This window comes from Alteromonas sp. PRIM-21 (assembly GCF_027563165.1).
GTDB lineage: Bacteria > Pseudomonadota > Gammaproteobacteria > Enterobacterales > Alteromonadaceae > Alteromonas > Alteromonas macleodii_A.
The window spans coordinates 587,371-601,537 of the sequence record NZ_JADOEK010000001.1; the positions used below are offsets into that span (position 1 = coordinate 587,371).

15 protein-coding genes are annotated in these 14,167 nt (G+C 43.9%); 6 read left to right on the forward strand and 9 right to left on the reverse strand.

Annotated elements, in window-relative coordinates:
- Window positions 1–120: 120 nt before the first annotated feature.
- From astE to IW644_RS02590, 4 genes are all read left to right on the forward strand, one after another.
- Window positions 121–1,152, forward strand: a complete 1,032-nt coding sequence (gene astE, locus IW644_RS02575) for a succinylglutamate desuccinylase (RefSeq protein WP_269916278.1) — start codon at window positions 121–123, stop codon at window positions 1,150–1,152.
- Window positions 1,145–1,555 (forward strand): HIT domain-containing protein, encoded by a 411-nt coding sequence (locus tag IW644_RS02580; protein ID WP_269916279.1) that lies wholly within the window; start codon window positions 1,145–1,147, stop codon window positions 1,553–1,555. The genes astE and IW644_RS02580 overlap by 8 nt, the downstream gene beginning before the upstream one ends.
- Before the next feature lie 54 nt (window positions 1,556–1,609).
- Window positions 1,610–1,936 (forward strand): heavy metal-binding domain-containing protein, encoded by a 327-nt coding sequence (locus IW644_RS02585; protein WP_025254804.1) that lies wholly within the window; start codon window positions 1,610–1,612, stop codon window positions 1,934–1,936.
- A 137-nt stretch (window positions 1,937–2,073) separates the two neighbouring features.
- Window positions 2,074–4,491: an alpha/beta hydrolase family protein gene (locus tag IW644_RS02590; protein WP_269916280.1), complete on the forward strand. Its 2,418-nt coding sequence runs from the start codon at window positions 2,074–2,076 to the stop codon at window positions 4,489–4,491.
- Between the two features lie 127 nt (window positions 4,492–4,618).
- On the opposite strand, the gene IW644_RS02595 is transcribed toward IW644_RS02590, so the two are convergent.
- From IW644_RS02595 to IW644_RS02625, 7 genes are all read right to left on the reverse strand, one after another.
- Window positions 4,619–5,932, reverse strand: coding sequence for a dicarboxylate/amino acid:cation symporter (locus IW644_RS02595; RefSeq protein WP_269916281.1), 1,314 nt, complete (start codon window positions 5,930–5,932; stop codon window positions 4,619–4,621).
- Between the two features lie 194 nt (window positions 5,933–6,126).
- Window positions 6,127–6,396, reverse strand: a complete 270-nt coding sequence (locus IW644_RS02600; protein WP_269916282.1) for a DUF2897 family protein — start codon at window positions 6,394–6,396, stop codon at window positions 6,127–6,129.
- A 14-nt stretch (window positions 6,397–6,410) separates the two neighbouring features.
- Window positions 6,411–7,091: a M15 family metallopeptidase gene (locus IW644_RS02605; RefSeq protein ID WP_269916283.1), complete on the reverse strand. Its 681-nt coding sequence runs from the start codon at window positions 7,089–7,091 to the stop codon at window positions 6,411–6,413.
- Window positions 7,092–7,105: 14 nt separating this feature from the next.
- The gene (gene dapE / locus IW644_RS02610; protein ID WP_269916284.1) at window positions 7,106–8,242 is read right to left on the reverse strand and encodes a succinyl-diaminopimelate desuccinylase; all 1,137 of its coding nucleotides are present in this window, start codon (window positions 8,240–8,242) and stop codon (window positions 7,106–7,108) included.
- A complete protein-coding gene (locus tag IW644_RS02615; protein WP_269916285.1) occupies window positions 8,236–8,583 on the reverse strand; it encodes an ArsC family reductase in 348 nt (115 codons plus the stop codon). The genes dapE and IW644_RS02615 overlap by 7 nt, the downstream gene beginning before the upstream one ends.
- A 232-nt stretch (window positions 8,584–8,815) precedes the next feature.
- Entirely contained in the window at window positions 8,816–9,316 is a 501-nt protein-coding gene (locus IW644_RS02620; RefSeq protein WP_269916286.1) for a PTS sugar transporter subunit IIA, read from the reverse strand.
- A gap of 4 nt (window positions 9,317–9,320) precedes the next feature.
- Window positions 9,321–9,710 carry an ACT domain-containing protein gene (locus IW644_RS02625; protein ID WP_179982998.1) on the reverse strand — a complete coding sequence of 130 codons (390 nt, stop codon included), beginning with the start codon at window positions 9,708–9,710 and terminating at the stop codon, window positions 9,321–9,323.
- A gap of 611 nt (window positions 9,711–10,321) precedes the next feature.
- Between IW644_RS02625 and IW644_RS02630 the strand changes: the two genes are divergently transcribed.
- Window positions 10,322–10,687: a VOC family protein gene (locus tag IW644_RS02630; protein WP_179982999.1), complete on the forward strand. Its 366-nt coding sequence runs from the start codon at window positions 10,322–10,324 to the stop codon at window positions 10,685–10,687.
- A 160-nt stretch (window positions 10,688–10,847) separates the two neighbouring features.
- Here the strand turns inward: IW644_RS02630 and hppD are convergent, their stop codons facing one another.
- Both hppD and hmgA read right to left on the reverse strand, forming a co-directional pair.
- A complete protein-coding gene (hppD, locus tag IW644_RS02635; RefSeq protein WP_269916287.1) occupies window positions 10,848–11,921 on the reverse strand; it encodes a 4-hydroxyphenylpyruvate dioxygenase in 1,074 nt (357 codons plus the stop codon).
- A gap of 300 nt (window positions 11,922–12,221) precedes the next feature.
- Window positions 12,222–13,517, reverse strand: a complete 1,296-nt coding sequence (gene hmgA, locus IW644_RS02640; RefSeq protein WP_269916288.1) for a homogentisate 1,2-dioxygenase — start codon at window positions 13,515–13,517, stop codon at window positions 12,222–12,224.
- A gap of 219 nt (window positions 13,518–13,736) precedes the next feature.
- Here hmgA and IW644_RS02645 point away from each other — a divergent pair, with 219 nt between their 5' ends.
- Complete coding sequence (locus IW644_RS02645) at window positions 13,737–14,165, forward strand: MarR family winged helix-turn-helix transcriptional regulator (RefSeq protein ID WP_269916289.1); 429 nt, start codon at window positions 13,737–13,739, stop codon at window positions 14,163–14,165.
- Window positions 14,166–14,167: the final 2 nt, after the last annotated feature.

Below are 14,167 nucleotides of genomic sequence, written 5' to 3' on the forward strand. Positions count from 1 at the left end.
AAGCGTTATTTATTAGTTACAGCCTAGCGCAATAAAACCTTGAGATTAGGTGATTTTGATAGACTGTCTCGGTACACTTAAGTCATTCGAGATTAGACAAAGTCAACAAAGCTCACACTTATGCAAGAACTTATCGAAAGCGGCCAATTTTTAACACTTTCTCGCCGTCAACCCGAGTTATTCGAACGTGCTCACCAATTTACGCTAGCCAACGGCACCGACGTTAGTATCACTGCGCCTGGCATCATTAGTTTCTCTGTACAGCCTACCTCTACGCCAAGTAAACGCATTGTTTTGTCCTGTGGTGTTCATGGTAATGAAACTGCACCTATCGAAATTTGTGATGAGTTGGTTAAAGGTATCCTTACAGGGGCAATGACGTTAGCACATGATGTGCTGTTTTTATTCGGTAATTTACCGGCTATGGATATTGCTGAGCGCTTTGTCGAAGAGAACATGAACCGATTGTTTAGCGGGGCGCACTCAAAAGGTGAGGGTTTAGTGAACGCCGAACGTGTGCGTGCTAAGCAGTTAGAAGAGGCGGTAGCGTCTTTCTTTGAAGCGGCTGAAGGCACCCGTTATCACTACGACCTGCACACGGCAATACGCGCTTCTAAAAATGAAAAGTTTGCGGTATACCCTTATCTTCACGACAGAGTTCACAGTAAAGGGCAGCTTGCCTTCCTTGCGGCGTGTGGGGTAAAAACCATTCTACTTTCTGAAAGTTCAACCACCACGTTCAGCTATTTCTCTTCTTATCAATATAACGCCCATGCGTTTACCGTTGAACTTGGAAAAGTACGCCCGTTTGGGCAGAACGACATGAGCCGGTTTGCTGATGCTAAAAACGCACTAACGCAGCTTATAACGGAACAAGACTTTTCACCTTCGGTAAATATGGACGACCTTGATATCTACCGCGTGAACCAAGTAATAAACCGCCAGGAAGAAGAGTTTAAACTCCATTTTGACGACGATACCCCAAACTTCACTGACTACCCTAAAGGCACAGTGTTGGCGTCTGAACCAGGCAAAGAATACGTTGCTGAGCAAGACGGTGAAGCTATTGTTTTTCCTAACGCAAAGGTGGCCATTGGGCAACGTGCCTTATTAACCGTAGTGCCTACCACACTGGATAAGCTAGATGTTTAAACTTGATAGCCGTTTACACAATGATACATTTTTTGTCTGTGATCTCTCGCTGTGTCGTGTACTGTTAATGAACGACAGTCAGTTTCCGTGGCTCATACTGGTGCCTATGAAAAATGATATCGCGGAAATTATCGATTTATCAGAAGATGATCAGGTGGTTTTACTAAGAGAATCTGCGCTGGCTTCAAAAGCGATGCAAGCCATATTTTCACCACTAAAACTAAATGTAGCCGCATTAGGTAACGTGGTAAAACAGCTTCATGTACACCACGTCGCGCGTTTTGAAAACGACTGTGCTTGGCCAAAACCTGTATGGGGGAACCAGCCTACAGTGGCCTATGACACCAGTGAAGCGGAAGCACTTGTTGAGACCATTAAGCAATGGTTTGAAGACAACAGCTAGGCAGGTATGCCTAAATAGCGGTAAATTAACAGTTCACAATAAAAGGAGTTACGCATGATTGTTTCAACTACCCCAACTTTGGAAGGTCACAAAATTGAAGCCTATTACGGTATTGTTGTGGGCGAGGCCGTAATGGGCGCAAATGTGTTTAAAGATCTTTTCGCGTCTATTCGCGATATTGTAGGCGGACGCTCGGGGTCTTATGAAGAAGAGCTTACCACCGCGCGAAAATTAGCGTTTACCGAATTAGAACACGAAGCAAGAAGCATGGGCGCGAATGCGGTGGTTGGTATAGATCTAGACTATCAAGTAATTGGTGATAAAGGCAGCATGCTAATGGTGAGCATTAGTGGTACTGCAGTAAAAACGACGCCGGTATAAATACAAAAAGTGTATAGTTTTTAAAGTATGCGCTTATCAATTAATTAAAGCGAGGCTAGAGCCCGTTGTTTATCAACAGTGGCAATGTCTCGCTTTTTTTGTTTTTTACCCTCAAAAACCCTTATTAAGGAAATAGAATGCTAAGAAAATGGATGTTTGTCCTATTTGCCGCATGCTCCTGTCAGCTATTTGCGCAGGATGGTCTTCAATACCAAAAACCGTCTAAAGAAATTTTAGATTTAGTAGATGTTACGCTAGCGCCAGCGACTCTTGTAGACGATGCTCAGAAGAATATGGTGCTGCTGTTTCGCGATAACTACAAGTCGATAGAAGACTTATCGAAAGAAGAGCTTCGCTTAGCCGGCCTTAGAATTGACCCTGTCACCAACATTGGAAGTCGCGTTACTTATTATAATAAATTAGAAGTTCAGCGCGTAGGGAGTAAAGTTAGCATTGCTGTTAAAGGCATGCCTGAAACACCGCGTCTTACCAACTTTTCTTGGTCACCGAATCAGCGCTATATGGCGTTCACTCACACTACAAGTAAAGGTGTTGAGCTATGGGTGCTTGATATCAAAGCGGCAGCGGCGAGAAAGCTTTTTGATAAACCCATAAATGCGAACATGGGCGATACCTTAAATTGGAATGCAGATAGTCTTTCACTTTTAGTAAAAGTCGTACCCAAAGATAGAAAAGACTTGATCGACACCAGCGTAGCGGTGCCAACGGGCCCAACGATTTCAGTAAGCGACGGTAAAAAAGCACAAAACCGCACATATCAGGACTTGCTGAAAAACAAAAACGACGAGTTTAATTTTGAGCAATTAGCCCGTTCTGAAATTTATAAAGTTCCACTAAAAGGGGAGCCTTCACCTTGGTTAGCATCAGGGATGTATGGCAATGTTAGCGTTTCTCCTGCCGGCGACTACGTGATGGTGCAGGAGTACAACACCCCGTTTTCTTATTTGGTGACCTACCGCCGCTTTCCTCACACTATCAGCTTGTATAATAAAAATGGAACGCTAGTTAAAACACTTGTCGACGTTCCGCTTATCGAAGACTTACCACAAGGCTTCATGGCTGTTCGTACCGGGCCTCGCGACGTACAGTGGCGCAACGATAAACCAAATACAATTGTATACGCTGAAGCGCTAGACGGGGGAGACCCTGAAAAAGAGGTAACACACCGTGACAAGCTTATGCAGCTTGCTGCGCCATTTAGTGGCGATGCCGAGCAAATCCTTAAAACAGAAGACAGGTTTTATCGTTTTATTTGGAGCGACGACAGTACTGCAATAGCCATGGATTATTGGTGGAATACCCGCAATCTTAAAACCTATTTGTTTAGTCCTGACCAAAGTAAGCCTGCAAAGATTATCTCAAATCGAAGCTATCAAGATAAATACAGCGACCCAGGCAGCTTTGTTACTCGCAAAAATGAATACTTCAAAGATGTACTTGCGCTAGATGGTGAGAATGCGTTTTTGCTGGGAGATGGGTTTACGCCTGAAGGGCAGTTTCCGTTCTTAGATAAGTTCAATCTTAAAACCCTTGAAACATCGCGGGTTTATTTAAGTGAATACACAGATAAATTTGAAGACTTGCGCGATTTCAATATGGAAAACGATCGCTTGTTGGTAAGAATTGAGTCTAAGCGAGATTACCCGAACTACTATTTCCGTAGTTTAAAAGATAACACGCTGACTCAGTTAACCCACTTTGAAAATCCTTTCGAAAGCATTCAAAACGTTAAGAAAGAGGTGATTACGTACAAGCGTAACGACGGTTTAGATTTAACAGGTACCTTATATTTGCCAACAGATTACGAAGAAGGCAAACGCTACCCTATGATCCTATGGGCCTACCCAGAAGAATTTAAGGATAAATCTAGCGCAGGTCAAAATACACAAAACCCTAATCGTTTTATTTATCCATGGTACGGCTCGCCTATCTATTGGGTAACCAAAGGCTATGTTGTGCTAGACGATGCTTCTTTCCCTATTGTAGGGGAGGGGGACGAAGAGCCTAACGACACCTTTAGGCCTCAGCTAGTTGCCAACGCAAAGGCAGCAATTGATGCGCTAGACGAAAAAGGGCTTATCGACCCAGAGCGTGTAGCGGTAGGCGGTCATAGCTACGGTGCCTTCATGGTGGCAAACCTGTTGTCCCATTCGGATTTATTTGCTGCCGGTATTGCCCGTTCTGGTGCCTACAATCGTACATTGACACCGTTTGGTTTTCAGTCGGAAGAGCGCCATTACTGGGATGCGCCAGACGTGTATTACACTATGTCGCCATTTATGCATGCTGAGAAAATGAAGACGCCACTTTTACTAATACATGGCGAAGCAGACAATAATTCGGGAACCTACCCTATGCAAAGTGAACGTTATTTTAACGCTCTGAAAGGCTTAGGCGCAGTGACACGATTAGTTATGCTGCCGAAAGAAAGTCATGGATACCGAGCGAAAGAAAGTGTATTACACACTCTTTGGGAACAAGACCAGTGGCTTGAAAAGTATGTGAAAAACAAAGGCGCTAAACAAGCACAATAACCCAAACTAACTTAAGCTATATATTGCTAGCACGGTTAAAAAAAGGTGGCACTGTGAAGTGACCACCTTTTTTCTGTAAAACTCATTTCTTTTTGGCAGTTTCACTGTCAATTAAATGGACATTTATCTAGCTTTTATCTGTGCCCACCTTTTCTTTAAAGGTCGCATCGCTAGCGCTATCATCAATGTTAGTTTTATCAATAGCACTATCATCAATATCAGTTTTATCAATAGCAATAGTATCAATAATCACGGCACAAGCCGCGTCACCGGTAATGTTCAAGGCGGTACGGATCATGTCGAAAATTCTGTCGAGGGCAAACAACAAAGGTAAGCCTTCAATAGGAATGCCTGCAGCAAGTAATACGGCAACGACCAAGAATGACGGGCCAGGTACTCCTGCTTGTCCAACGGCGCCAAGGGTAGAAGTTAGGATAATAGCGACATAGGCGCCCATTGATAAATCGATATTGAAAAGCTGCGCAAAAAACACCGCCACTAAGCCGTAATAGATAGCGTTTCCGCTCATATTAATGGTGGCACCTAACGGCAGTACAAACGACGCCGTTGCATTTCTTACACCCAGTTCATTTTCTACAGTGTTCATAGTAACTGGCAGCGTTGCCATAGATGATGCCGTCGATAACGCCACTGCTTGCGGCTTTTTCATCGCAACAAGAAAAGATTTAGCCGAGGTTTTTGTAAATACTTGAACCAGTATGGGGTAGACCACAAAACCAAACACTAAAATAGCGGCAATAAACACTAAGAAAAGTTTGAACACCACCATGAGCGCGGCAAAGCCGAATGTGCCCACAGCTTCTGCCATCAAGCCAAAAACGCCGATAGGGGCAATTTTCATTACGCAGTTAATCATCCACACCATAGCGTCAACGATGGTGTTTACCCCATTTAAAATAGGCTCACGGTTCTTTTTCGGCTGTTTGGAAAGGGCAATGCCGAAGAATAAGCAAAACACTAAAATTTGTAGAATGTTAGCGTTAGTTAATGACGCAAACACATTAGTTGGGATCATGCCTGTCACAGTTGCCCAAAAAGAGGGTAGCTCGCCTTTAGAGGCATATTCTCCAGAGAACATGCCTTGCACCGATGATACATCAATACCAATACCAGGCTTAAACACTTCACCCATTATTAGCGCAAGCGCTACAGCTAGGGCTGAGGTTAAGCCAAAGTAGGCTAGGGTAGATAGCCCCACTTTTCCTGCGTTGGTGCTGTTACCTAGCCCCGCTGCACCTGAGATAAGCGCCACGGCGACCAGTGGAATAACCAGCATTTTTATCAAGTTGATAAAAATAGCTCCCAAAGGTGCGAACATTTCAGCGCTTTCGCCCATAAAAGCACCAACGGCAGTACCAATGAGCATAGCAATGACAACTTGAACGCCGATATTGCTAAGTAAGGATTGTTTATTAGACACGTCTAGAACCTCGTAGAGTGTATTTATGTAATGGAAAGATAGTGAGTGGTCTGTGCTAGCAGCTAGCCTAAATGGCATCCTTTGATGCACATGTTGACTAAAAGCACCTAACTAAAAAATTGGGTTAGGTGCTCGCTTCAAGCGTCACTTTCGATAAAGGGCGGTAATGAGCGATAATAGAGTTAAATGAAAAGCTATTTCACGGATTTCTTGGCGTTGTCGCCACTACCATTATTTGTTTGTGTCAACGAAGCATGGTCGCCCGCCGTTTCATTCTCGGCATGTGGGCGGTTAGCGCTTCTCTTTGGATTGTCGTACTCGTCATCATATTCATCACCTTCATCATCAAAAGGCTTAGAGGGGGTAGGGAATTTAAACTTAGCGCTGTATTTAAGTAACGTAATATTTCCAATAACTACGCCTAATACCAAAACAATAACGATGATGACCCAGGTAGTACTCATAAAAATTCCGTAGGCTAGCGCCCTTTGTTCAAAACGTAGCGATTATACAAGTTAGGTAGCTGCGGCAAAATACACGATTTACCTTCTATACCGCTTTGTTCAATGGCTTGTGTAAAACCGTCTAGGTTTCTGGCACCTTCAAAAGTACTTGCTGTACTTTTAAAGCTTAAATGCCAAGGTTCAACGGCCACACCACCAGTATTCACTGAGAATGGGCGATAAAAGCCGAACTGTTCCATATTATCAGCTAACCAACAGGAAAGGTTATGGCAGGGGCCGCCACTAAGATATTCGCTTTCTACTAGGTTAAAGTCGCCGCCCCAATTGTGCACAGCAGCTCTGTCGTAAACGTCAATATCGGTACCCCAATGATGACGACTGCCGCCAGGTAGCGCAGACCAGGTCAAAATTGCATGGAGTTTTTCATTGTCACTTAGCGTTTCGAAAGGAAGTTCTTCGCCGTTAACATCAAGAAGCTGCGCCTGCCCCGTCCACTTGCGGTTAAAAATGGCAGTTTGCCTATCAAAGTCGCGAAAGCTACTGACTAACTGTAAGTCTATACCGTCATTGTGTGCAGCATCTTGCATAGCAAGAAAGGGCGAAATAACGTCTTGATGAAGCCTATGGCCATTGCCAGCATCAACAAGGTAGTCGTTGTGCTGGCCTAGCCATGCTTGTTGCGGAATCTGATTCATGTAGGACAAAAACGCTATTTAGCCAGCAAGCGTTCTAAAATACCGAAATACATATCGGCAAGTTGCTCTAGGTCAGCCATTTTTACGCACTCGTCAACTTTGTGAATAGTGGCGTTAACTGGGCCTAGCTCTATAACTTGCGCTCCTGTAGGTGCAATAAAGCGTCCATCAGATGTGCCGCCAGCAGTAGAGAGTACTGTTGGTGTACCTTTAACCGCAGCAATCGCACCTTGGGTTGCTTCTAATAGCGCGCCTGTATCGGTCAAAAATGGTTGTCCATTAAAGGTCCAGTTTATTTCGTACTCAAAATCGTGGGCGTCTAAAATAGCGGTGACACGTTCAATAAGAAGTTGGTCGGTCACTTCCGTTGAAAAGCGGAAGTTGAAGCAAACGTGAAGTTCGCCTGGTATTACATTACCTGCCCCTGTACCTGCGTGAATATTTGAAATCTGAAAGCTGGTGGGTGGGAAGAAATCGTTACCGTTATCCCAGTGTGATTTTGCTAATTCATCAAGCGCTGCCATGGCGCTGTGCACAGGGTTGTTAGCTAGATGAGGGTAGGCAACATGGCCTTGTACGCCTTTTACAACTAAATCGCCAGTTAATGAGCCTCTACGACCATTTTTGACAATATCACCGACTTCGTCTGTTGAAGAGGGTTCACCAACAATACACCAGTCAATCTTTTCATTTCGCGCTTCTAGAGTGTCGATAACGCGTGTAGTACCGTTAATAAATGGGCCTTCTTCGTCGCTCGTAATAAGGTAAGCAATGCTTCCCTTATGATCTGGGTACTTGTTCACAAATTCACGAGTGGCGACTAGCATAGCAGCAAGGCTTCCTTTCATGTCGGCAGCGCCGCGGCCGTGCAAATAGCCATCAACTTCTGTCGCGGTAAAAGGTGGTGTTTTCCAAGCCGATTCTGGGCCGCTTGGTACCACATCGGTATGGCCAGCAAAACAAAATACGGGGCCTTCTTTACCTCGGCGAGACCAAAGGTTAGTGGTGTCTTCAAACACCATAGTTTCATTATCAAACCCCAGAGCGCCTAGAAACTCGCCCATGGCCTCTTGGCAGCCCGCATCTTCTGGCGTTACTGAGCGGCGGTTTATGAGTTGCTTAGCAATTTCAATAACAGAGTCGTTTAACAAAATATTTCCTCATACTGTGCAGGCTTAAATCCAATGTAAAAAGCATTATCGTGAAAAAGAATAGGGCGTTTAACCATAGCTGGATGAAGCTCTAACAAAGCGAGCGCTTTGTCTTTATCTAAGCTTGCTTTTTCTTGCTCTTCTAGCTGGCGATAGGTTGTTCCACGTTTGTTTAACATGGTTTCCCAGCCAAGCTCAGACTCAGCGCGTACAAGGAAATCGTTGTCGATACCGTCTTTGCGGTAGTCGTGAAAGGTGAACGGGATATCGTTATCTGCTAACCATTTCTTCGCTTTTTTGATGGTGTCACAGTTAGGGATCCCATAAAGGATTGTGCTCATGGTGATTTATTCCGTACTACTTCGTTGATAAAGGCACCGCTGTTACGGTGTCATTAAGTCCAGTATTTATGCCGGTGCATAAGAAGAAAACGCTAGGCGCGCCTTGAGCACCAACAGGATTTCAGCTGTCGACTTTTCTTATTTGCTACATCATACAAGCAGTTGATACGTTGTTAAACTCACTCGCGATGGTTTTTGGAGGTTAAAGCCTATATTTAGGTTAAGAATGAAGTTATAGATAGAGTGTTAGAAGTGTGTCTTCACCGGCTTCTACAAATTTTTGGTGAGTAGGCAATACACCGATAAGCGCCTGGGCATTGAGTAAAGTTAGCGCACAAGTGTTGCTTACACCACGCTGTTTCAGCCATGCGGCATTTACGGTAAAAAGTACCTGTTTGGGTTTAATTTGCTCTCCGCGCTTTAACGCGCAAACGAATTGTGCGCCATGCAGAGAAGTTGTGTCACCGCCGTATTTAATTCTGCATTTTAGACCAGCAGTAGACTGTATATCTATAGCGTAGTCTAAGGGCGAAATACTAATTACTTTGCCAGCGAAAGGCGAAATCACGGTATTTGAGTTAGAACTTAAAGCGGCACCTGGCCCCATAAGCCCATTTTTATAGAAAGGGTCATCGATATCTGAGAGCGATACTACCTGCCCCGAAAACGGACTTACGGTGACGAATTGCTTGGCAAAACTTTCTGGGGGGCACTGTAATTGCTTAGCATTCACTATTCTAAATGTCCTGATTTACGGTATAGCCCGCGCCTTTAAGAGCGCTGATAGCATCTTTTAGTTTGTTATCTTTTACTAAGAAGAAATCGGTATCAAAGGTTGAAACGACAAAAATGGCGACTTTAGCTGATGCTAATACTTCGCCTATTTGTGCCATGATCCCTACCATAGACAAATGTAAAGGCCCTAGCAACTCAAGGGCACGCCAACCTTCATCGCTATCAAGGGAGGGAACATTAATAGAATCTGGCACAACGATAGACAACTCATCTTCTGTTTTACCTAGAAAAAATAATGGGCTATTGAGTACAGAGGCTGGGATATCACTTTCTGGATCCAAGCTATGAATTGTAAACAAAGATTCTCTAACTAGCAGTGTTTGTTTTGGCATGAAAAACCGGAAAAAAGATAACTTCGAAGATATTCACATTAAACCACTAACTGTGATTAAGTGCTACGTGTTATCCACTTAATCTGTGGATAAGTTTGTTGAGTAGTTTGGGGTCTTATTGTAAGTTGCTGATATTAAATGATTAAATAAACTGTACAAACAATGTTCAGTGGATAACATTCTCAAATTAACAAGCATTTTCCACAGGCCATGTCTACAACTAAAATAAAAAATGTTTGGTCATTTTGCAATTTCTTAGCTTGACAAGCGTCACTTTTTTAAAAAATTTAGAACATTAAGAAGCGGCGGCTAACCGGGGATCTGCCGCTTAAAAACTGTTGCTTGAAACCGTGAGTAAGTTAAATCGATCTTTTATTTAACAAATATTTCGGAACGTACTAAAGTCAGAAACAAGGCGGAGGGTTGACTCCAATGTGCAGGAACAAGGTTTAAGTTAAGTTTTGGGTCAATATTTGGATCAAGGCACAGCAAAAGCATGATTCTGCTATAAAAAACCAGCTATAGCAAAACAGCTATATTGCACGTTTAGCGCAAGCTTTGACGAACGCAATTGAACCTTACTTCTAACTCTAACAAAAGAGAAAAAGACAATGTCAGATTCTTCATGGTGCGATATTACTGTAGAAAATGCAGATGAACTCGTCAGTTTTTATGAAGCTGTGATGGGCTGGAAGAAAGAACCTATTGATATGGGGGGCTACAATGATTACGTCATGCTGAAGCCTGACGGCACGCCAGTAGGCGGTATTTGTCATAAGCAAGGTGTTAATGCGCAGTATCCCGGCGGGTGGATTAATTATTTTACGGTGGAAAATCTTGAGTCAGCGTTAAATGCGGTAACTGAAAAGGGCGGTAAGCAGGTGGGTGACATACGTCACCATGGCAAAGACAGCTTCTGTGTGATCCTTGACCCAAGTGGTGCTGCTTGTGCGCTTTATGAAAAAGGGCAAAGTTAAACAGGGGTTTAATACCACCAAAATTAGAAATAGCGCACTACGAGAGCAAAACGAAAAATAAAAAAGGCAGCGTGTAGAGCTACTCGCTGCCTTTCTAGATAGCCTATTAAGCGATTTTACTCGCCTAGCGCGACGAGATTACTCGTTCAGTACGAGGCGTTTACTTGTTCAGCACACCGCGGTTAACTTGATCCCGTTCAATAGATTCGAACAGGGCTTTGAAGTTACCCTCTCCGAAACCTTCATCTTGCTTGCGCTGAATAAATTCAAAGAACACCGGGCCAAATACGGTTTCAGAGAAAATCTGAAGTAACAAACGTGGTTCACCATTCTCGGTAGTACCATCAAGCAAAATACCGCGTTTTTGAAGTTCGTCTACGTTTTCACCATGACCAGGTAGGCGCTCTTCTAGCATTTCATAATAGGTATTGGGCGGAGGCGTCATAAACTTCATGCCTCTTGCTTTCAACTTATCTAAACATGCCACCAGGTCGTCACAAGCAAAAGCGATATGCTGTATACCTTCACCGTTATACTTCATCAAAAATTCTTCGATTTGGCCGCCACCGCCAACCGCTTCTTCGTTTAGCGGTATACGAATTTTACCGTCTGGCGCTGTCATAGCTTTCGACAGTAGGCCAGTATATTCGCCTTTAATATCGAAGTAGCGAATTTCTCTGAAATTAAATAGCTTTTCGTAAAACCCTGCCCAGAAATCCATGCGACCGCGATACACATTATGGGTGAGGTGGTCGAGGGTGTGGAATCCACATCCCTCAGGATGGCGGTCTACCCCTTCAACCCAATTGAAGTCGATATCATAGATAGTGTTCTCGCCTTCATAACGGTCAATAAGGTACAGCATAGCGCCACCAATACCTTTTATAGCGGGTAGTTTCAATTCCATTGGACCTGTGTGTGTGTCCATAGGCTGGGCACCGCGAGAAAGTACTTCTTTATAAGCGTGCTGGGAATCTTTAACGCGAAAAGCCATGCCACACGCTGAAGGACCGTGCTCTTCAGCATAGTAGCCCGCATGGCAGTTTTTTTCGTAGTTACTCAACAGGTTGATGTCTCCCTGACGCCATAGCTCAACGTCTTTTGATTTGTGGCGTGCAACAAGGGTAAAGCCCATTGCTTCAAAGATAGGCTCTAGTATGCCTTTTTCTGGCGCAGTGAACTCTAGAAATTCGAACCCATCCAATCCAATTGGGTTTTCAAACAAATCAGCCATAGCAATACATCCTCAACGTAAATCATATTTTATAATTGTTACTCGATTGTAAGGCTGCAGTGAAAAATCAGGCAATAGGTGGTGTGCATGACCGTTTTAATGATGGAAAGCGAGGCTGTAACGTTTAGTTTTCACCTGCGGTGGTAACGCTAGGTTAAAGCAAATAATTTTGCCCTAACCTGTTGAACATAATGCAAATATAACAAGTTTTGCGGCTGATGCCTGTGTTCATAAATTGATACAGGTAATAAAACGAGTAAACCTTTTAGTACTAAAAAGCATTCAGAGAGAGTAGCTCGCTTACTTCTGCCCATCATAATATTTCTTAAGACCTTTCCAACACGCCAAATAGTCTTGTTGGCGGATGTCATTATTTAAAGCAAATTCCGTCGGAGCAATGGCATAGCGAGACTCAAACATAAACGCCAATGTGTTTTCGTAGCGTTGGGGTGCTAACTCAGCGTTAGATGCTTTTTCGAAAACTTCAGCTTCAGGTCCATGTGGCGTCATGCAGTTGTGAAGGCTCATACCACCCGGCACGAAGCCATGTTCTTTTGCATCGTACGTCCCTTCAATAAGCCCCATAAATTCACTCATGATATTTCTGTGGTAATAAGGTGGGCGAAAGGTATTTTCCGCTACCATCCACCTGGGTGGAAAAATAACGAAGTCTACGTTCGCTGTACCCTCTAGCTCAGACGGTGAGGTTAGCACGGTGAAAATAGACGGGTCAGGATGATCGAAACTTACCGTATTTATTACGTTAAAACGAGAAAGATCGTATTTGTAAGGCGCAGAATTACCTACCCAAGCCACTACATCAAAAGGGGAATGATCAAGTTTGGCTTCAAATAGGTTACCGCAGAACTTGTTGACCATGGTATGAGGCGTATCGTTATCTTCAAACCAAGCCGTGGGGTAAAAAAAGTCTCGTTGGTTAGCATAGCCATTTGCGCCAACCGGGCCGCGTTCGGGCAATACAAAAGGGTGGCCGTAGTTTTCGCATACATACCCACGAATTGGTCCATTAGTTGGGTCAACAGCGAAACGAACACCTCGAGGGATGACCGCAATTTCACCCACAGACAAATTGAGCTTGCCGAATTCGGTGGTAATGAGCATATCGCCAAGCTGAGGGACAATAAGCATTTCACCATCAGATGAATAGAAAACACGGTTTTGCATATTAGCATTAGCACTGTAGCAGTGTATGCCCATACCCAGTTGCGTCTTAGCATCCCCGTTAGTGGCAATGGTGATGAGCGAATCTACAAAATCAATCTCTTGTTCAGGAAGAGGCACCGGACTCCATCTCAATACATTAGGTGGACAATGCACGTCAGTTTCTGGCGCAGTTCTCACTAGGCCATTATCGACTCTTTTAAAGTCACCCATTGCGATAGATGGACGTAGGCGATACGTCCAGCTACGGCGATTGTCAGCCCTAGGGGCGGTAAATGCAGTGCTGCTAAACTGTTCAGCATAGAGCTTATAGTTCACCTTCTGCGGGCTGAACTGACCTTTAGGAAGCGCGCCTGGCAGCGCTTCAGTTTCATGTTCGTTGTTAAAGCCCGTTAAATAAGACAAGTTATCCATATACGCTCCAATAGGCAGGGCCAGAGTTAGGCTCTGCTCCCAGACCAATAATAAAGTAGTTGCAAATGAAACTATGTGATTTAGGCTAGAGGTAAATGAAATGTAAATCAATAATGCGTGTCTGGTTGGCGTGATAAAGGTAAAGCAGGTTTCGGTACGCTAGCTTTACACTCATTGTATTAGGCGTTAACAGGCTTGCTTTTACAAAGGAAGTAGCACATGAAGCTTAACGATATGCTTGCCTATAAGGTGACCATGCTAGCAAGCGATTTAAGTGAGTCCCTCGCAAAGGAATACGCTGAATATAAGCTCACCAATCCACAGTGGCGTATCATTGCCACGTTAGGCGCTACGAATAATAGTGCGCTAGGGGCTTCGCTAACAGCAAAAGAACTCGCTATGGCAACGCGTCTCGATAAGGTTCAAGTTTCACGAGCGTTAGAGCGACTGGTGAAACGAGACGCTATCCATAAACGTGCCTGTGCAGATGATAAGCGTGCCACGCTTATTTCACTGTCCATAAAAGGAGAGCAAATTTATCAAACCTTGTTACCAAAAATCACTCGCTGGCAAAATAAGCGATTAGAAAATATCACTGATGATGAGTACCAAATATTTCTAAAAGTGATAGATGCACTCAGGCCTTAAAA

Excerpts from the sequence above, each read along its gene's own strand:
- IW644_RS02585 (WP_025254804.1), top strand. The coding sequence starts at position 1,610 with ATGATTGTTTCAACTACCCCAACTTTGGAAGGTCACAAAATTGAAGCC.
- IW644_RS02590 (WP_269916280.1), top strand. The coding sequence starts at position 2,074 with ATGCTAAGAAAATGGATGTTTGTCCTATTTGCCGCATGCTCCTGTCAG.
- hppD (WP_269916287.1), bottom strand. The coding sequence starts at position 11,921 with ATGGCTGATTTGTTTGAAAACCCAATTGGATTGGATGGGTTCGAATTT.
- IW644_RS02630 (WP_179982999.1), top strand. The coding sequence starts at position 10,322 with ATGTCAGATTCTTCATGGTGCGATATTACTGTAGAAAATGCAGATGAA.
- IW644_RS02605 (WP_269916283.1), bottom strand. The coding sequence starts at position 7,091 with ATGAATCAGATTCCGCAACAAGCATGGCTAGGCCAGCACAACGACTAC.
- IW644_RS02580 (WP_269916279.1), top strand. The coding sequence starts at position 1,145 with ATGTTTAAACTTGATAGCCGTTTACACAATGATACATTTTTTGTCTGT.
- IW644_RS02645 (WP_269916289.1), top strand. The coding sequence starts at position 13,737 with ATGAAGCTTAACGATATGCTTGCCTATAAGGTGACCATGCTAGCAAGC.
- IW644_RS02615 (WP_269916285.1), bottom strand. The coding sequence starts at position 8,583 with ATGAGCACAATCCTTTATGGGATCCCTAACTGTGACACCATCAAAAAA.
- IW644_RS02625 (WP_179982998.1), bottom strand. The coding sequence starts at position 9,710 with ATGCCAAAACAAACACTGCTAGTTAGAGAATCTTTGTTTACAATTCAT.
- astE (WP_269916278.1), top strand. The coding sequence starts at position 121 with ATGCAAGAACTTATCGAAAGCGGCCAATTTTTAACACTTTCTCGCCGT.
- hmgA (WP_269916288.1), bottom strand. The coding sequence starts at position 13,517 with ATGGATAACTTGTCTTATTTAACGGGCTTTAACAACGAACATGAAACT.
- IW644_RS02600 (WP_269916282.1), bottom strand. The coding sequence starts at position 6,396 with ATGAGTACTACCTGGGTCATCATCGTTATTGTTTTGGTATTAGGCGTA.